The organism is Rufibacter sediminis (assembly GCF_014269285.1).
Taxonomy (GTDB): domain Bacteria; phylum Bacteroidota; class Bacteroidia; order Cytophagales; family Hymenobacteraceae; genus Nibribacter; species Nibribacter sediminis.
The window spans coordinates 55,455-74,507 of record NZ_JACOAF010000022.1 but is presented as its reverse complement, the minus strand read 5'-3'; the positions used below and the strand labels follow the sequence as shown (position 1 = coordinate 74,507).

General features: G+C 53.7%; 9 protein-coding genes. 5 read left to right on the top strand and 4 right to left on the bottom strand.

Annotation, left to right across the window (positions count from 1 at the left end):
• Nucleotides 1–340 precede the first annotated feature (340 nt).
• From H7U12_RS09515 to lpxD, 4 genes are read right to left on the bottom strand one after another with little or no spacing between them, the layout of a single operon-like run.
• Nucleotides 341–982: an ABC transporter ATP-binding protein gene (locus tag H7U12_RS09515; protein ID WP_186636593.1), complete on the bottom strand. Its 642-nt coding sequence runs from the start codon at nt 980–982 to the stop codon at nt 341–343.
• Entirely contained in the window at nt 972–1,763 is a 792-nt protein-coding gene (gene lpxA / locus H7U12_RS09510; protein WP_186636592.1) for an acyl-ACP--UDP-N-acetylglucosamine O-acyltransferase, read from the bottom strand. The genes H7U12_RS09515 and lpxA overlap by 11 nt, the downstream gene beginning before the upstream one ends.
• Nucleotides 1,760–3,154 (bottom strand): bifunctional UDP-3-O-[3-hydroxymyristoyl] N-acetylglucosamine deacetylase/3-hydroxyacyl-ACP dehydratase, encoded by a 1,395-nt coding sequence (locus tag H7U12_RS09505; protein WP_186636591.1) that lies wholly within the window; start codon nt 3,152–3,154, stop codon nt 1,760–1,762. Before H7U12_RS09505 ends, lpxA begins: the two co-directional genes overlap by 4 nt.
• Before the next feature lie 31 nt (nt 3,155–3,185).
• Nucleotides 3,186–4,208, bottom strand: a complete 1,023-nt coding sequence (lpxD, locus tag H7U12_RS09500) for a UDP-3-O-(3-hydroxymyristoyl)glucosamine N-acyltransferase (protein WP_186636590.1) — start codon at nt 4,206–4,208, stop codon at nt 3,186–3,188.
• 698 nt (nt 4,209–4,906) lie between these two features.
• Here lpxD and H7U12_RS09495 point away from each other — a divergent pair.
• The 5 genes from H7U12_RS09495 (at nt 4,907) to H7U12_RS09475 (ending at nt 18,880) form a co-directional block, all read left to right on the top strand.
• Nucleotides 4,907–9,082: a hybrid sensor histidine kinase/response regulator transcription factor gene (locus H7U12_RS09495; RefSeq protein ID WP_186636589.1), complete on the top strand. Its 4,176-nt coding sequence runs from the start codon at nt 4,907–4,909 to the stop codon at nt 9,080–9,082.
• A 699-nt stretch (nt 9,083–9,781) separates the two neighbouring features.
• Nucleotides 9,782–12,640, top strand: coding sequence for a TIM-barrel domain-containing protein (locus H7U12_RS09490; RefSeq protein ID WP_186636587.1), 2,859 nt, complete (start codon nt 9,782–9,784; stop codon nt 12,638–12,640).
• Nucleotides 12,641–12,687: 47 nt separating this feature from the next.
• Complete coding sequence (locus tag H7U12_RS09485; RefSeq protein ID WP_186636585.1) at nt 12,688–15,771, top strand: SusC/RagA family TonB-linked outer membrane protein; 3,084 nt, start codon at nt 12,688–12,690, stop codon at nt 15,769–15,771.
• 18 nt (nt 15,772–15,789) lie between these two features.
• Nucleotides 15,790–17,379, top strand: coding sequence for a RagB/SusD family nutrient uptake outer membrane protein (locus H7U12_RS09480; RefSeq protein WP_186636574.1), 1,590 nt, complete (start codon nt 15,790–15,792; stop codon nt 17,377–17,379).
• 121 nt (nt 17,380–17,500) lie between these two features.
• Nucleotides 17,501–18,880, top strand: coding sequence for a hypothetical protein (locus H7U12_RS09475; protein WP_186636571.1), 1,380 nt, complete (start codon nt 17,501–17,503; stop codon nt 18,878–18,880).
• Nucleotides 18,881–19,053: the final 173 nt, after the last annotated feature.

The window sequence follows — 19,053 nt, the reverse complement described above, 5'->3', positions numbered from 1 at the left end:
GGAAGTAAATCCGCGCCATAGATTGTGGCGTTTTGGGACTATTTTGGTGAAAACAGGCTTGAAACGGGTTTCCCTTGTTTCGGTGCCGGAACGGCTCATGGCAGGAAGACACTCGTAGGACCTCCGGACACTACGAGGTCTTTTGAGTTCTGAAGTATGCTGGGAATTGAGTGGGGCAGCCCCCTTGCTGAATTCCCTCTCTCGCTTTAGAATACTACAACAGACAGCCCAGATTCTAACCTCAAGTAGCTTATTAGATAAAGCTTCCTTCAACTTGTTTGCGTTTTAGACTTGTTTTAAGGCCGATTTCTGCAAAACTGCCTCAAAACGCAAGTGCCAGTTATAGCCTTTTGCGCTCCGGTGCTTTGTAATGGAAGTCATTGATGGGCAGTTGTTCATCGCAGAAGCTGTACTCGTGCAGCACGTTGGACCCGATGATGACCAGTCGGTTCTGCCGGTTGCGGGCAAGGTGTTCTAGGTACCAGGCTACGCCGGCTTGGTCCAGGTTGGTGGTGGGCTCGTCCAGTAAGAGGAGGGGGGTATCTGAGTAAAGGGCTAGGCCCAGTTTCAGCCGCTGGCGCATGCCCGAGGAGAAGTCGCGCACAAGTTTGTGCCGGGCGGCCTGTAGCTGAAGAAGATCGGGAAGTTGCTGGGCGCTGATACCGCGCAACGGTTTAAAGCGCGTATGAAACTGGATCATCTCCTCCAGCGTGAATTCCTCCAGCAGGTCCTGGTACGGCGCGGCTAAGGATAAGGAACGGTATAGCTCCTCCACGGGGATGTTTTTCCCGGCGGCGGAATAGGAGACGGAGCCTTCAGTGGGAAGTTGGAAACCGCTGAGGATGGAAAGCAAAGTGGATTTCCCGGACCCATTGTGCCCCAGCACGGCATACGCCTTGCCCGAGACAAACTCATAGGACAGATTCCGGAAAATCCACTCGTAATTGAAACGCTTGCCTAAAGAGGTAAGCTTAATCTGCATCGCGTTGGTAGCCTTTGATAATGCCGCGGCCCGAGTTGCGCACAAAGTTCAGGATCTCGTCGCGCTCGGCGCTGGGCGCTAAGTCAATCTCTATTTTCTCTACCGCCGAGGCCGTGTTCAGGCCGCTCATGAAGAGAATGCGGTAAATCTGCTGAATATCGGTGATCTGCTCGTTGGTAAACCCTCTGCGGCGCAAGCCAATGGAGTTCACCCCGGCGTACGACAACGGCTCACGGCCGGCTTTGATGAACGGCGGCACGTCTTTCCGCACCAAGGAACCGCCAGACACCATAGCATGCGCCCCAATGCTCACAAACTGGTGCACCGCCGAGGTACCGCCAATGAATACATGGTCATGCACCACAATGTGCCCCGCCAATTGCACCCCGTTGGCCACAATCACGTTGTTGCCGATGATGCAGTCGTGGGCCACGTGCACGTACGCCATGATGAGGCAGTTGGTGCCAATGGCGGTGGTGTTCTTGTCCAGCGCCGTGCCCCGGTTCAACGTCACGCACTCCCGGATGATGGTATTATCCCCGATGGTCACCGTGGAAGGCTCGCCTTTGTACTTGAGGTCCTGCGGCGGGGCCGAGATCACCGCGCCCGGGTAAATCTGGCAGTTTTTCCCAATGCGGGCGCCTTCCATGATGGTCACGTTAGGGCCAATCCAGGTGCCTTCGCCAATCTCCACATTTTTAGAGATGGTAGTGAACGGCTCTACCACCACGTTGGTGGCGATTTTGGCTTCGGGGTGGATGTAAGCTAATGGCTGGTTCATGCGTCTTTCCTTACGATACTTGCTAACATCTCGGCCTCCATCACCAGTTGCCCGGCCACGTAAGCCTGGCCCTGCATTCTGGCAATGCCCCGTTTAATAGGCGCTAACAGCTCGCATTTAAAAATAATGGTATCTCCGGGGACTACTTTCCGGCGGAAGCGGCATTTGTCCACGCCCATAAAGTACGTCCAGTAATTCTCTGGGTCTGGAACGGTGCTTAATACATAAATGCCGCCGGTTTGGGCCATCGCCTCAATCAAAATCACGCCCGGCATCACGGGGTTTCCCGGAAAATGTCCCTGGAAGAAGGACTCGTTCATGGTCACGTTCTTCACGCCGGTCACGGTGGTTTCGTCCAGGTGGATGATCTTGTCAATCAGGATGAACGGATACCGGTGCGGCAAGGTCTGGGTGATGCGGTTGATGTCCATCACCGGAGTCTTCTTGGGATCATACACCGGCGCGTTCTTCACCGATGTCTCCTTGATGTATTTCTTGATCTTCTTGGCAAATGCCACGTTGGACGCGTGCCCCGGACGGGCGGCCAGAATCTGCCCTTTCAACGGACGGCCCACCAAAGCCAGGTCCCCAATCAAATCCAGGAGTTTGTGGCGAGCGGGTTCGTTTTTGTAGCGCAGGTCCACGTTGTTGAGAATGCCTTCCTTCTTCACGGCCACTTTGGGCTTTTTCAGGAGATCAGAGAGGTAGTCCAGTTCATTGTCTTCCACCACGCGGTCAACCACCACAATGGCGTTGCTCAGGTCACCGCCTTTGATCAGGTTTTGCTTGTACAGCATCTCAATCTCGTGGAGAAAGCAGAAGGTGCGGCAGGAGGCAATCTCATCTTTGAACTGACGCAGGTCGGTCAAAGAGGCGTGCTGCGAACCCAGAACCGGCGAGTGGTAATCTACCATCACGGTCACGCGGTAATCATCCAGGGGAAGAATGGCAATCTCGGTCTCCCGTGATCCGTCCCGGAACATAATCTCCTCGGGTACCTCAAAGAAGTTGCGCAGGGCATTCTGCTCTTCCAGGCCCACTTCCAGCAACGGACGTACGAACAAGATGGAAGAACCGTCCATGATGGGCGGCTCGGGGCCGTCAATCTGGATCAGGACGTTGTCTATCTCTAAGCCCACCAAGGCGGCCAAAACGTGCTCCACGGTGTTGACACGGGCACCATTCTGTTCAATGGTAGTGCCGCGGGAAAGATCCACCACGTTGTCTACATCGGCGTCAACTATGGGTTGGTCAGGCAAATCAATGCGTTGGAATTTATACCCGTGGTTGATGGGAGCTGGTATAAACGTCATGTTTGACACCACTCCCGTATGCAATCCAATCCCAGAGACCGTCACCGGCGCCTTTATGGTATGCTGTTTATCGTTCATGAAGCACTAAATAGGTAAAGAGGGGCTAAAGTTAAAGCTTTTCTCTGAGTTCCTCTACCTGTTTCTGCAACTCGGGTAGTTTCCGGAAAACGGCCATGGCCCTTAGGTTCTGTTTATAGTCGAAAGCGGGCGCTCCCTGCACGAAAGTCCCCTCTTCTTTGATGTTTTTGGAAATGCCTGATTTTGCCCCAATGATGGTTTTATCAGCGATGCTCACGTGGCCTACCACACCTACCTGACCGGCAATGGTGCAGTAGTTCCCTACTTTAGACGAGCCCGCAAAAGCCGTCTGCGCGGCTACTACGGTATGGCGGCCAATCTCCACGTTATGGGCCACCTGTACCAGGTTGTCAATCTTGGTACCCGTCCGGATGATGGTAGAGCCCATGGTGGCGCAGTCTACGGTGGTGTTGGCCCCAATGCTCACGTGGTCTTCCAGCACTACGTTCCCAATTTGCGGAATGGCCTTGTAAGACCCGTCTTTCTGCGGCGCGAAGCCGAACCCGTCACTGCCAATCACGGCCCCGGCGTGGATGGTGCACGAACTTCCAATCACACAATCGGCGTAAATCTTGGCTCCGGAAAACAGAACGGTGTTGTCCCCAATGGTCACGTTGTCACCAATGTACACCTGCGGATAGATGTGCACGCCGCTGCCAATCTTGCAGTTTTTACCTATATAGGAGAAAGCACCCCTGTAATGGCGATCGCCGATGGTGGAATTCTCCCCGATGAAGCAAGGTTCTTCTACGCCCTGCCGGGCGGCGGCCACGGCTTGTTGGTACACTTCCAGTAACGTGGAGAAAGATGAATACGGGTCTTCCACCAGAATAAGGTTGGCGGTAACCGGCTGCTTTAATTCCAGGGTGTTGGATACGATCACCGCCGTAGCCCCGGTGGTATAGAGGAAGTGCTCGTATTTCGCGTTTGAGAGGAAGGAAAGGGAGCCGGGAGCACCTTCTTCAATCTTCGCCAGTCTGTTTACTGTGGCGTTTCCGTCTCCTTGCACCTGGCCCTGGAGTAGATCAGCAATCTGTTGTACCGTAAATTCCATAGGGCAAAGTTAAGGAAACAATTTTTAAACGATGACACCTGCCTAACCCAGGACCGGCCTGCTTTCTCCGCAAACCTTGCTGGTCAGTAGTTTCCGCTCGTTTCTTCCGGGCAGAAGCAACCGGTTGTTTTAGGCCTGTTTTATGAAAAGAACGGCTAAAACGATGGAAGATTGCCAGCGCGATGGTTCTGTATAAACCGCTAGAATCAGATTCTGTTCAGGATCATCGACTTTAAAATTCTGCTTTCCGGTTCGGGTGGTTGTCAGGTAGCAAACCGCTGGAAGCGATGTTGGAACTGGGATCTTTGGCTATAGGACTGTAAAAAGATGCTTGTCTGTGCGCCCGATGCTGGCTTTGTTTTTGGGCTGATTTCGGTAAACTAGGGCTGAAACGATGATCCTTCGTCTTTTAAAGGATTTGCATTTTTTGCAATCCAAAAGAAGAGAAACCTGCGCTGGTTGAGGCTTTTAAATTGAATCTGGCTTATTTTTATGAAAAGGTCTATATTGCATAAGAATTCGACAAGCGGGTTGGCTGAATCTGCGTTCGGCAGCAAGCCTGAAAATTGCCCTCCTGACCGCCAGCTGCACACAGCAGCGCGTACGAGGGCCATCCGCTGCTTTTCTTCAGGTTCTCGCTTCTCTGAAACGAAAGTGCCCTAGGGAGGTAGCCCGATTTTACCGGTGAAGTTTTAAATATGTCTATCCGCTTTCTACTACATATTGCCTTTGCCGTAACCGGATTCCTCACTGCCCTACCCACGTGGGCGAACCTGCCGGAACAGCGCCGTTTCCTTCGCCTGGATGTGAACAACGGCCTTTCCCATAACCAAGTCAACTGCTTTCTGAAAGACCGCAAAGGCTACATCTGGATCGGGACGTCTTCCGGGCTGAACCGGTTCGACGGATACGAGGTAAAAGTTTTCCGGCACAATTCCAGGAGCACTGCCTCGCTCAGAGACAACAGCATCAGCAAACTTGCTGAAGACCCGGACGGCAACATCTGGATCACCACGCAGAAAGGGCTTACCGTCTACAAACCCCAGGAAGATAGGTTTGACCGCAATTACGCCTCACTACTTAAAAAGTACTCCCTGCCGCAAGCGCCGGTAGAAAACATCTGGCAAGACAAAAGCGGCAATTACTGGTTTCTGCAAACCAGAGCAGGTCTTACCAGGTACAACCCCAAAACCAACGTTTCTTTCCCCGTGAAGCTCCCTGCTTCCGGTGCCAGTCAAGTCGCTTCCAGCCCCATCAATGCCATTGAATTCACCGCGCAGGGTGATCTCTGGGTGCTGCATGCCAACGGATTACTGGAAAAGCTGAACGGCAAGACCTTGAAAGTAGTGGCCCAGGAAGAAGGCCTTCAGGAAACGTTCAAAGGCCAGGCGATGGGCTACGGCATGACCATTGACAAAGACGATGATCTCTGGTTTTACTCTTCCACTGAAAGCTTTGGGGCTTTTCTGTACCGTACGGCCGCCAGAACTTTCCAGCAGTTTCATGAGCACGCGCCCTCCCTTCGGCTGAACTCCAACCTGGTGCGGGGCATCGTGGAAAACGAAGACGGCAAAATCTGGCTGGCCACCGACCACGGCGGCATCAACATCGTGGATAAAAATGCGCTTTCGGTGCAGTTTGTCCAAAACTGCCCCGAAATAGGAAACAGCCTTTCGCACAACAGCCTCATCTCCATCTACAAAGACCGCGAAGGCATTATCTGGTTGGGTACCTATAAAAAAGGGGTGAACTACTACCACAAGAACCTGCTGCGTTTCCAGCACCACCAAAACCAACTGCTGGTCAAAGGCAGCCTACCCTACGGCGACATTAACCGGTTTTTGGAAGACGCCCAGGGCAATCTCTGGATGGGCACCAACGGCGGTGGTTTGCTTTACTGGAACCGCAGCACCGGGCAGTACACCCGCTACCAGCACAACCCGGCAGACCCCCGCAGCCTCAGCAGCAACGTAGTGGTCAGTCTGCTGCTAGACAAGGAGCAGAACCTGTGGGTGGGTACTTACCTGGGTGGCCTGAACAAGTTTGACGGAAAGAAATTCACCCGCTACCGGCACAACCCGCAGGACCCCTCCAGCCTGGGGCACGACAACGTGTGGGAAATGTTCCAGGACCGCCAGAACCGGCTTTGGGTGGGCACCATGCGCGGCGGGCTGCAGCAACTGGACCCGGCTACTGGGCAGTTCCGCTCGTACCACCGGGCCCCTGGCCAACCTGGGATTGATGCCCTGTACGTGGCGGCTATCGCCGAAGACAGCAAAGGCAACCTCTGGACCGGAGGCGATATTGGGGTGGAAGTGCTCCAGCCGGCTTCCGGAAAGCTGCTTCAATTCAAAAACGATCCCCAAAACCCCAGAAGCCTGAGCAGTAACGCGGTGCTGAGCATTTTCCGAGACAGCCGGCAGAACATGTGGGTGGGGACCAATGAAGGGCTCAACCTCTTCAACCCAGAAACGAACTCGTTTCGGTTATTCACCAAGGAAAACGGCCTCGCCGATAACATCATCCTGAACATCCTGGAAGACCGGCACCACGACCTCTGGATCAGTACGCCCAACGGAATCTCTAAACTGGAGATCAAAGGCCGGCAAGCCGAAGAAATCTCCTTTGCAGTCCACAACTATGATGAGTCTGACGGGTTGCAGGGCAAAGTCTTCAATGAGAACGCCGCTTTCCTGACCCGCCAAGGCGAAGTGGTGTTTGGCGGCCCTAATGGATTCAATATATTCCAGCCCGGCGAGCTGACCTCCAACCAAGTGGTGCCCACCATTGTCTTCACTGATTTCCAGCTGTTCAGCAAGAGCCTGAAAGTAGGGGAGGAGGTGGACGGAAGCGTGATTCTGCCCCAGGCCTTGGCCGTGACCGACCAGATCACGCTGCAGCATGACCAGAACATGTTCACCGTGGAGTTTGCCGCCCTCAACTTCTTCCACTCCGAGAAAAACAAGTACCTGTACAAGCTGGAAGGGTTTGACAAAGACTGGCACACCACAGACGGTAAGAATCGGCGCATCACCTACACCAACTTAGACCCGGGAAACTACCAGCTGATCGTGAAGGCGTCAAACAACGATGGGCTCTGGAACAAAGAAGGAATCAGTCTGAACATTGAGGTGAAGGTGCCGTTCTGGCGCTCAGACATGGCGTATGTAGCCTATTTTCTATCGGCCTTTTTGATCTTGGTGCTGGTGCGCAGAATGGAGAAGCAGAAGGCGAACGAGAAATTTGAGCTGGAGCGGGAGCGCCGGGAGGTGAAACACATGCGGGAACTGCACCTCATGAAGATTAAGTTTTTCACCAACATCAGCCATGAGTTCAGGACGCCGCTCACGCTCATTCTGGCCCCACTGGAAAAACTGCTGGCCACCGCGCAGGATGCAGAACAGTCCCGCCAGTTCCAGATGATCAACCGCAACGCCAAGCGCCTGCTGCTGCTGGTGAACCAGTTGCTGGACTTCAGGAAGTTGGAGGTGGAGGAAGTCGCTTTCGCGCCGTCGCACGGCAACATTGTCAAGTTCATCAAAGAGGCAGTGTATTCTTTCTCAGATTTGTCCGAGAAAAACCACGTGAACCTGTCGTTTGAGACCACCGTGCGGGAGCTGCACGCCTCCTTTGATATGGACAAACTGGGCAAGATCCTGTTCAACCTGCTGTCCAACGCCTTCAAGTTCACGCCCGAGAACGGAGACATCAAAGTAGAGGTGAACTGCCACGAGAATGATTCGGCCTCAGAAGGCTTGCACCTGCTGGAGATCAAGGTAACCGACACGGGCATCGGGATCTCCAAAGAAAACCAGGCGAAGATCTTTGACCGCTTCTTCCGGGAAGACGTGCCGGACAATCTGGTGAACCAGGGCAGCGGCATCGGGTTGTCCATCACCCGCGAGTTCGTGAAAATCCACGGCGGCTTGATTCAGGTGCAGAGTGAACCCGGCCTGGGCAGTTGCTTTACTGTTACCCTGCCTATCAAAGTGACCGGTGCCGTGGTGGCGATGGATGACCCCGAAGAACTGACCGAGGAAATTACGACCGTAGAAAAGAAACCAGTGCCTGCCAAAGGAACTCCCGCAGACGCGCCAGAACACGAGCTGGTGGTGTTGCTGGTAGAGGACAGCGAGGATTTCAGAACGTACCTCAAAGAGAACCTGAGCGCGCATTTTACCGTGCTGGAGGCTAAAAACGGCAAAGAAGGCTGGCAAAAAGCGCTTTCCAACTTGCCCGACCTGATTGTGAGCGATCTCATGATGCCGGAGCTCAACGGCATTGATTTCTGCAAGAAAATTAAGTCCGATGCCCGCACCTCGCACATTCCGTTCATCCTGCTCACCGCCCAAACCGCCGAGGAGCAGAAACTCAAAGGCCTGGGCATTGGCGCCAACGACTACATCACCAAGCCGTTCAATTTTGAGCTGCTGCTTTCGCGCATGTCTAACCTCATTGCCCAGTGCCAGCTCCTGCAGAAAGCCTACGGAAAGAAGATCAGCGTGCAAACCAGCTCCATTGACATTGTCTCCCTGGACGATAAACTCATTCAGAAAGCTATCAAGGTAGTGGAAGAGAACATGGACTCCGCCGAGTTCTCCGTGGAGATGATGAGCCGCGAGCTGGGCATTAGCCGGGTGTACCTGTACAAGAAGATTGTGGCGCTCACCGGCCAGTCGCCGGTAGAGTTCATCCGGAAGATTCGGCTGGCCCGGGCCGCGCAACTTCTGGAGAAAAGCCAGCTCACCGTAGCCGAAGTAGCCTACGCCGTCGGCTTCAACAACCCGAGGTACTTCTCCAAGTACTTCAAAGAGGAGTACCACATGCTGCCATCGGTTTACGCAGAAAGCAAACAGACTCAGCCAGCCACTTAGGTCAAACCGCCCATAGCTTCCGCAGCAAACCCCAGAGAGGAGCTACCGTTTATGGTCCCGTTTTCCAAAAACAGCCTCTAAACGCCCACGCGCCTTTCTTTCTTTCTTTCTTTCTTCCTTCCTGCTGGCGCGAGTTTTCAACTCGTGCCTTCTGATGCCGGGTAGTCTCCAGACTACCCTCGCTGCGATAGCAGCGACAGGCGCATGGCAGGCCATCCACGTTCTGGACTCATTCTGCCGTCCTTTTACCACCCCGCCCTTCGGGCACCCCTCCTAAAATAGGAGGGGAGTTTCTGCTTGCCACCGCTATACCGTCTGCTCCAAAGACTTCGTAGCGTCCGGAGGACCTGCGAGCGTCTGTGCCGATGGCGTCTCTCTACCGCCTCAAGTCAGGATTCATTCATCAACTCCAGCGCTTTTCCGTTTATGGCTCCTTTTCTGAAAACAGGCAATAAACCGGCGGTGGCAGCGGCAATTGGCTGGCTTGTTAACATTTTGAAAAATAAAACCTGCTTTTACAGGCTAAAAATGCGGTTTTTTCATTTGTTAACGGATGGAGCATAGAAAGGAAACATTTGATACATATGCTCTCCTGGTCGCTTCCTTACCTTCATCCTGTTCAATTTCCCCGGAAAAGTCCGCTTTCAACAGTGCATCTTCTTCCTCGGGAAAACAGGAATTCACTTTACAAATGATCTAATGAAAATTAGAAACACGCTTTGCTTAGCTCTGGTCGCCGGGCTCTTTTCCTTCAAGGAGCCGATGGTTAAAAACTACCAAAAGTTGGAAGACGGAGTGCTTGTGAAACTGGAGCAGAAAGCTGCCGGTGATCCACAATTCGTGAAACTGCGGGTTGTGACTGATAACATTATTCAGGTGATGGGCACGCCCGTGGAGAAGTTCTCTGAGGAGCCTAGCTTGATGGTGCTGGAAAGTAAAAAAGGAAAAACCGACTGGCAGTTCCAGGAGAAAGGCAAAAACCTGGTGCTGAATACCAAAAACCTGCGCGTGGAAGTCTCCGCGGAGAACGGCGCCGTTTCTTTCTATGACAAAGGCGGTAAGCTGTTGCTGCAGGAAAACAACCAGGGGCAGCAGGCCTTCGCGCCGGTGACGTTGTTGGGCAATGAACAGAGCTATCGGTTGCAGAAAGCCTTCAACGCGGACAAAGAAGAAGCTTTTTACGGCCTGGGGCAGCACCAAACTGGCCTCATGAACTACCGGGGCTGGCAGATTGACCTCACCCAGTACAACTCGGTGGCCGTGGTGCCGTTCCTGGTTTCCAGCAAAAACTACGGCATTCTGTGGGACAACAACTCCATCACCAAGTTTGGCGACGTGCGTCCGTACCAGCCTTTGTCCAAACTGAAACTCTACGGCAAAGACCAGAAACCCGGCGGCCTCACCGCCACCTACGCCTTTGATAAAAAAGCGGGGAAAGCGCCCATCGTGCGGCAGGAGGCCGAAATCAACTTCGAGTTTCTGGAGGATCAGAAGAACTTTCCGGCGGGTTACTCGCTGGAAGGTGGCCTCATGACCTGGGAAGGTTTCCTGGAGAGCGACGCCACCGGTGATCACCGGTTTGAGATGCCTTCTTCTGGCTATGTGAAAGTCTGGATCGATAATAAACTGCTGCTGGACCGCTGGCGTGAAGCCTGGAACCCGGGCATGTCAGTCTTCAAGGCGCCGCTGCAGAAAGGCAGGAAACACTCCTTTAAGATAGAGTGGAACCCAGATGGTGGCGTGTCTTACCTGGCACTTCGGTTCCTGACTCCGCCCCCTGCCCAGGACCAGAACAAAATCGCCTTCACCTCAGAAGCCGGCGATAAAATGACCTACTACTTTGTGTACGGCCGGAACATGGACGAAGTCATCAGCGGTTACCGTGAGTTGACCGGGAAAGCCCAGGTGATGCCCAAGTGGGCCATGGGTTTCTGGCAGAGCCGTGAGCGCTACAAAACGCAGCAGGAGCTGTTAGACGTAGTGAAAGAATTCCGCAAGCGGAAGATTGGCCTGGACAACATTGTGCAGGATTGGTCTTACTGGAAAGAAGACCAGTGGGGCAGCCAGGAATTCGACAAAACCCGTTTCCCCGATGCCCAGGGCATGATCAATGAGGTACACGCCAACAATGCCCGCCTCATGATTTCCACCTGGCCTAAGTTCTACGAAGGCATTGAGGCCTACAAGAAATTCGATCAGAAAGGCCTGCTCTACAAAACCAGCATCAACGAGCAAATCAGAGACTGGATTGGCAAAGGCTACGTGTCTACGTTCTATGACGCCTTCAACCCCGAGGGTCGCCGCATGTTTTGGGACCTGATTAACGAAAAGCTCTATAAAATGGGAGTTGATGCGTGGTGGCAGGATGCTTCTGAGCCAGATATCTTGTCTAACTCCTCCATTGCGCACCGCAAGGCCTTGATGAACCCCACCTATTTAGGCTCCGCCGATAAATACTTCAACGCCTACGTGCTGCAACACAACAAAGGCATCTATGAAGGCCAGCGCGGCACCAATCCCAACGACCGGGTTTTCATTTTGACCCGCTCGGCTTTCGGCGGGTTGCAGCGCTACGGAGCCGCCACCTGGAGCGGTGACATTGCCGCTACCTTTGAGGAAATGGGCCGCCAGATTCCGGCCGGTCTTAACTTCTCCCTTTCTGGGTTGCCCTACTGGACCACTGACATTGGCGGTTTCTTCGTGGAAAACAAGTATGACCGCGGCCCCATGACCCCGGAGGCCCAGGAAGAATGGCGCGAGCTGCAAACCCGCTGGTATCAGTACGGCACGTTCACCCCGCTTTTCCGCTCGCATGGGCAGTACCCGTTCCGGGAAGTTTACAACATTGCGCCAGAGAACCACAAGGCGTACCAGTCTATGGTGTACTATAACAAGTTGCGCTATCGCCTGATGCCGTACATCTACAGCCTTACCGGCCAGGTGTACCACCAGAACTCCACCATCATGCGTCCGCTGGTGATGGATTTCAGCACTGATAAAAACGTGCAGAACATCAGCGATCAGTTCATGTTTGGGCCCAGCTTGCTCGTGAACCCCGTAATTGAGGCCCAGGCCACCAGCCGCAAACTGTACCTTCCGGCCAACACCGGTTGGTACAACCTCTATGACGGTTCTTACCAGAAGGGCGGTCAGCAGATCACGGCCGCGGCCCCGTATGAGCGCATGCCACTGTTTGTGAAAGAAGGCTCTATTCTACCCTTCGGCCCGGAACTACAATACACCACCGAGAAGCCAGCCGAGACCATCACGCTCTACGTCTACGGCGGCAAAGACGCTTCTTTTGAGCTCTACGAAGACGAGAACACCAACTACAACTACGAGAAAGGCAAGTTCGCCACCATTCCCATCACCTACCACAACGCTTCCAAAACCCTGACCGTGGGCAAACGCCAGGGCGAGTTCAACGGCATGCTGCAGAAGCGCACCTTCCATGTGGTGCTGGTGCAGCCTGGCAAAGCCAAAGCCCTCGCTTTTGATGGCAAAGCCGATGCCACCATCGCTTACACTGGAAATACCGCCTCCGTGAAACTGAAATAATCCTTACCTGATCCTATCCTAAATTTTTCATGTCATTCTGTTAATCTATGAGAAAATACCTACTACTTACTTGGTTGCTCTGTTTGTGCGGGGCGGCCTTTGCCCAACAAACCGTCAGGGGAAGAGTCACCTCCCAGGAAGACGGAGGGGCAATTATTGGAGCCACCGTTAGTGTGAAGGGCAACGCGACCTTGGCTACCGGTACAGACGTGGAGGGGAACTTTCAACTGAACCTTCCCACCGGCAATGAAACCCTGGTGATTACCTACATCGGGTTTGTCACGCAGGAGGTAGCCGTGAATGGCAGGGCCCAGGTGAACATCGTCCTGAAGTCAGATGCCAAAGCCCTGGAAGAGGTAGTGGTGATTGGGTATGGCGTGCAGCAGAAGAAGCTGGTGACCGGCGCCACCGTGCAGGTCAAAGGCGAAGACCTGCAGCGGCAGAGTACCACTAACGCGTTGCAGGCGTTGCAGGGGCAAACGCCGGGGGTGCAGATTGCGTCTTCCTCCGGTCAGCCGGGCGAAGCCATGCGTGTGGTAATCAGGGGCTTGGGTACCATTGCCAACGCCAGTCCACTGTACGTGGTGGACGGTGTGATCACAGGCGATATCAACTACCTGAACCCTGCGGATATTGAGTCTATTGACGTGCTGAAAGATGCGGCTTCAGCGGCCATCTACGGCTCCCAGGCAGCCAATGGCGTGGTGCTGGTGACTACCAAGCAGGGGAGAGCAGACACCCCGGCCCAAATTACCTTTGATTCCTATTACGGCGTGCAGAACATCGCCCGGAAAGCCCGCATGCTGAATGCCCGCGAATATGCCGGTATTATGAACGAGGCCGCCGTGAACTCCGGGAAATCGCCTTACTTCACCAACGACCAGATCGCCAATCTGGCCACTGACACTGACTGGATGGATGAGATGTTTGTGAAAGACGCCGTTACCCAGAACTATTCCCTAGGTGCTTCCGGCGGATCGCAGATCTCCACTTTCTCCACCTCGCTGGCGTACACCGGCACCGAAGGAGTGGTAGGCGGAAAGAAGCTCTCTAATTATGAGCGGTACAACTTCCGCATCAACACGGAGCATAAACTGCTGAAAGACGTCCTGAAGCTTGGCCAGCACCTGACCTTCGCGTACGTGAACAACAACGGCATTGGGGTAGGTAACCAGTACAACAACACGTTGCGGGCGGCCTTCAATACCAGCCCCTTTGTTCCGATGTACGATGCGGAAGGCAATTTTTGGAACAACGATGGTAAAGCCGCTCCTGTCTGGAACACTGGCGAGGCCAACCCTTATGCCCAAATGGTATACGGTAATCAGAACAGACGCAACAACCAACGCCTTTTAGGGGATATCTACCTGATTATTGAGCCTATCAAAAACCTGCGGTTCAGAACCAGCTTAGGCGTGGATTATTACGCGAACGAAGACCGGTCCTATACGCCAATTTACACACTTTCGGCGTACTCGTTCAGTGACTACACCCGGGTAAACCAATCGTTGAACAAAGGGAAAACCCTTATGTTTGACAATACCCTGAGCTACGGTTTCACCATGGGGCAAGACCATAACCTGGAAGTGATGGCGGGTTCGTCTGCTTTTCAATTCCTGGGCTCGGGCATCAACGGCAGCAACCGGAACCTCAGCATCGCCGATCTCCGGTACGCCTGGCTTTCAAACGCTACCAACACCGAAGGGTCACCAAACATGACTCTGGGCGGAGGCCCGACGGATGAAGACAAACGGATGTCTTACTTCGGGCGGGTGAGCTACAACTTCAAAGAGACTTATCTGATCAATGCCACGTTCAGGGCAGACGGGACTTCCCGCTTCCTGAAGCGTTGGGGCTACTTCCCGTCCGTTTCGGCGGGTTGGGTCATGACCAATGAGCGTTTTCTGGCCGGTTCTGAGAATTGGCTGTCTTTCCTGAAGCTGAGAGCCAGCTGGGGACAGGTGGGGAACATGAACGGTGGTTTCTTCCAATACCTTTCTCCGGTACAAATCATTAATGCCACTTATAACTTCGGGCCTACCGAGGGGGTATTAACCCCGGGTTCCTTTAGCAGCCGGTTGGGTAACCCAGATCTGCATTGGGAAACTTCTGAGCAAACCAACGTGGGTTTTGATGCCCGTTTCCTGAACGGGAAAGTGGATTTCAATTTCGATTACTACGTGAAAACCAGCAAAGACTGGCTCATTGTGGCGCCTATTCTGGCCTCGGCTGGGGCTGAGGCACCCTTTATCAACGGAGGAGATGTGAAGAACAGCGGGGTAGAGGTTGCGCTTGCCTACAATGGCAAAGTAGGTGACTTCAATTACCGTTTAGGGGTGAACGGCGCCTACAACAAAAACAAGGTAGGCGAGATCCCCAGTGGCGACGGCATCATCCACGGGGCCACCAACCAGTTGTTTGATAATGCGCCCGAGTTCTACCGCGCCCAGAACGGATATCCCATCGGGTACTTCTTCGGGTACAAAACCGCCGGTATTTTCCAGACCGAGGCCGATGTGAACGAGTACCGCTCCGCGGAGAACGGCCTTATCCAACCCAATGCCCAGCCGGGTGACGTGCGCTACGTGGATGTGAACGGAGACGGCATGATCAGTGAACTGGACAAGACCATGATCGGGAACCCTAACCCCGAGTACACTTTCGGGTTCACTTTCTCCGGAGATTACAAAGGTTTTGACTTCTCCTTCCTGGCCTCCGGCGTGGCCGGAAACCAGATTGTACAGTCGTATCGCAACCATTCCAACCCCTATGCCAACTATACAGCGTCTATTCTGGACCGTTGGCACGGACCGGGCTCGTCCAACACCATGCCCAGGGTAACGGAAGACTCCCGCAACTGGACCAACTTCTCTGATCTATACATTCAGGACGGTGATTTCCTGAGAATCAGCAACGTGACCATCGGCTACAACCTGGGGCAACTTCTAAAGCAAAGCACCCGCGCGCGTCAGTTCAGAATCTATGCTTCAGTCCTCAACCTGTACACGTTCACCAACTATAACGGCATGGATCCGGAAATTGGCTACACAGACAGTTTCGCGCAAGGGGTAGACGTGGGGTATTACCCGCGCCCCAGAACAGTGATGGTAGGTGCCAACGTGAGATTCTAATTTTTAGCCTTGAAAAACATGAAAAGCATAAAAACAATAGCCCTGGCGTTTGGTCTCCTTTCCCTGGGCGCCTGCAATGACTTCTTAGAGACAGAACCCATCACCCTCCAAACCGAAAGCAACTCTTACAGCACTCCAGAAGATGCCTTCAAAGCACTGGTGGGCTGTTATGATGGGCTGCAACGCGTCTGGGCAGATGGCATCAGTTTACCGGTGGCCGCCGAGGTCTTGTCAGACAATTCTTTCGGGGGGGCTGGCAACGGCGATGGGTTTAACTACCAGGCCGTGGATGAGTTTGATCCCAATCGTTCTCCCGCGGACCGTAACTTATTTGAGGCAAATTGGAGAGCGTACTATGCCGCCGTATACCGCTGCAACGTGCTCCTGAGTAAATTGGAGGGCATAGACTGGGGTACCCAAGCCAACCTGAAAGCTACCTACGAGGCCGAAACCCGCTTCCTGCGCGCTTATCTGTATTTTGACATGGTGCGGCTGTGGGGGAATATCCCGTTGTTGACGGAGCCTTCGGCGGAGAATATCGCGCAAGCCAACCCAGACGAGGTATACAAGGTGATCGCTCAGGATTTGAAATTTGCCGCAGCTAATCTGCCTAACACCACTTATGCCGCCCAAAACCCCGCCACCTATGGGCGGGTAACCAAATGGGCCGCCGAAGCGCTCACCGCCCGGGCTTTCCTGTACTACACCGGCTACTACGGCAAGAGTGACCTGGTAGGGGAGGTAGACAAGTCACAGGCTTTGGCAGCTGTGGAAGATGTGATCGCCAATGGCGGTTTTGACCTGTTGGATGATTTCGCCAAGCTGTGGCCAGTCGCCTCGGTGAAGAATTACGCCGGCGAAGACAACAAGGAAACCGTGTTCGCTGTCAAGTACACCTTCACCAGTAACTACAACGGCAACACCGACGGAAACCACTGGATGGTGATGATCGGGATGCGGGAGCAGGCCAGCTATCCGTACGGCAACGGCTGGGGCGGAGCCACGGTGAACCCTAAATTATGGAATGCCTTCAGCGGCGATGACACCCGCAAAGTAGCTTCCATTATCTCCATTGCCGACGAGAAAATTGACTTCCAAAACAAAGGCAAGCAACGCGAGTACACCGGCTACTACATCAAGAAATACAGCCCCATGGTGGATGAAGAAGGAAACAGCCTACCCGTGAAACAAGGCGGTACTAACTTCATGATCGGGCAGTTCCAGGACTACGTCTCCATCCGGTACGCCGATGTGTTGCTGACGGCCGCGGAACTGGGCAGCCCTAACGCGCAGGCCTATTTTGACAAAGTGCGCAGACGGGCTTACAAAGATAAGTTCACACCGCTGGCGGTATCGCAGGCCTCTATCATGAACGAGCGTCGTCTGGAGTTTGCCGGCGAAGGCATCCGGTATTTTGATTTGCTGCGCCAAGGCATCAACGTAGCGGCGGCGGCCATTGCCGAGACCACGACCGTGGAGAATGGCGGGACCGCAGTCTCCAAAACCATTGCCGCGGATAAGGTTGTGCAAACCAAAGGCCTGCAGCAGATTCCTTACAACCAGATCACGTTGTCCGGCGGAACGCTCAAGCAAAACCCCGGTTGGTAATCGGCTAGAAAATTGGATAGGATAACACAGGGCCTAGGTGGGCTTTGGGGCCATTTTACCCAAAACAGGTGAAAACTACCAACCCCATCGGCTTTCCTTTTACCACTAAAAACAGAACCAGATGAAAAACATAAAATTACTCTATTACCTGTTCCTGGTGCCGTTGCTGTGGAGCACGGCGTGTCAGGACGATGACCAGGAATTGGGCAGAATGCTTGACCAGTCAGAGCTGAAGTACAAAGTGATTCAAGACCGGTCCATAGATCCGGGCGGGAACACCGTCATCCTCATCAATGAAACGCCGGAGACTGTGTCTATGTGGGATTACGGCACCGGCAAATCTACCCGCACGGTAGATACCGTTCAGTTTGCCTTCAAAGGCGAGTACGTGATCAAGTTCTCCGCTCTGACCGGCGGCGGGGTGGTAGACGCGGCCCCCATTACCATTCAGGTCACCGAAGACAATTTTGAGTACGTGAACGACCCGCTCTGGACGTATTTGACCGGCGGGGTGGGCCAGGAGAAAACCTGGATCCTGGACTACGGGAAACATGGCGTTTTTGACGGACCGCTCTATTATTATGAGCCACTCACCAAGTGGGAAAACATGAAAGACGGTACCGCGAAGTTAGGATGGGCCCCGAGCTACAAAGACAACTCCTGGATTATCCCGGAAGCCGACATGGCCAGTACCATGACCTTCAGTTTGAAAGGCGGTCCTTTCTTCAAGACGCACAAAGTAGGGGAAGGCAAAGACGAGACCGGCACCTATTCCTTTGATGCCATTAACCACACCATCAGCACCAACGGAGGCACCATCCTGCGGTCGCCTAGCTTCATCGGCAACGCCACGAACTGGAACAGCAATCTGGTGGTCTTGTCGCTAACCGAGACATCCATGCAGATTGGCGTGCGCAGAACCAATAACGAGGGCGATTACCTGTACGTCTGGAATTATATCTCCAAAGAATACGCCGACAATTATGTGCCGGTAGATCAGGGGCCGCAGCCTCCGGATGAAGGATTCAACCCAACCTTTAAAGCGGGCGAACTCCTGAACATGCTCACCGGCGGACCGTCTTCCGGCCGCGTCTGGAAACTGGACGCCACCGGCAACCCGATAGACTGGGTGAAAGCCGGCATCGGCTGGACAACCGGCCACGCTGCCTCCCGTGATTGGGGCTGGAATAACACCTGGGACGAAGCGGTTGCCAATTCCTGGATTCGGTTCGATCGCTTTGGGGGCCAGAACTACACCCGCTTCCAGAACGGAGTGCAGACCACCGGTACCTTCACCATTGACGAGGCCACCAATGAAATCACCTTGGTAGGGAACACCCTGCTCCAGAACCCTGCTTCCTGGATGAACCCTACCGCCAACAAACTCAAGGTCATCAAAGCATTCCCAACCGATTATCAGACCAAAGGCATCTGGTTTGGGACCAGCTATGACACCGCCAAAGATGAGTGGTTCGCTTTCCACTATGTGCTGGGCAATTAACTAAGTAAAATCGGCCAACTGGTGGTCTCTGTAGGGCTACCAGTTGGCATTTTTTATGGAAGGAGCTCTGGAAAGAAGCTGTGAAAGACCTGCCTTAAAGTGGTTCCTGCCGTTTTTAGACTGTTTTCCTAAAAACAGCCTGAAAATGACATTGGTAGCTAGATCGTACATCT

What these genes read in the sequence shown, in the direction of transcription:
- lpxD (WP_186636590.1), bottom strand. Translation starts at nt 4,208, where the DNA reads ATGGAATTTACGGTACAACAGATTGCTGATCTACTCCAGGGCCAGGTG.
- H7U12_RS09480 (WP_186636574.1), top strand. Translation starts at nt 15,790, where the DNA reads ATGAAAAGCATAAAAACAATAGCCCTGGCGTTTGGTCTCCTTTCCCTG.
- H7U12_RS09485 (WP_186636585.1), top strand. Translation starts at nt 12,688, where the DNA reads ATGAGAAAATACCTACTACTTACTTGGTTGCTCTGTTTGTGCGGGGCG.
- H7U12_RS09495 (WP_186636589.1), top strand. Translation starts at nt 4,907, where the DNA reads ATGTCTATCCGCTTTCTACTACATATTGCCTTTGCCGTAACCGGATTC.
- H7U12_RS09490 (WP_186636587.1), top strand. Translation starts at nt 9,782, where the DNA reads ATGAAAATTAGAAACACGCTTTGCTTAGCTCTGGTCGCCGGGCTCTTT.
- H7U12_RS09515 (WP_186636593.1), bottom strand. Translation starts at nt 982, where the DNA reads ATGCAGATTAAGCTTACCTCTTTAGGCAAGCGTTTCAATTACGAGTGG.
- H7U12_RS09505 (WP_186636591.1), bottom strand. Translation starts at nt 3,154, where the DNA reads ATGAACGATAAACAGCATACCATAAAGGCGCCGGTGACGGTCTCTGGG.
- lpxA (WP_186636592.1), bottom strand. Translation starts at nt 1,763, where the DNA reads ATGAACCAGCCATTAGCTTACATCCACCCCGAAGCCAAAATCGCCACC.
- H7U12_RS09475 (WP_186636571.1), top strand. Translation starts at nt 17,501, where the DNA reads ATGAAAAACATAAAATTACTCTATTACCTGTTCCTGGTGCCGTTGCTG.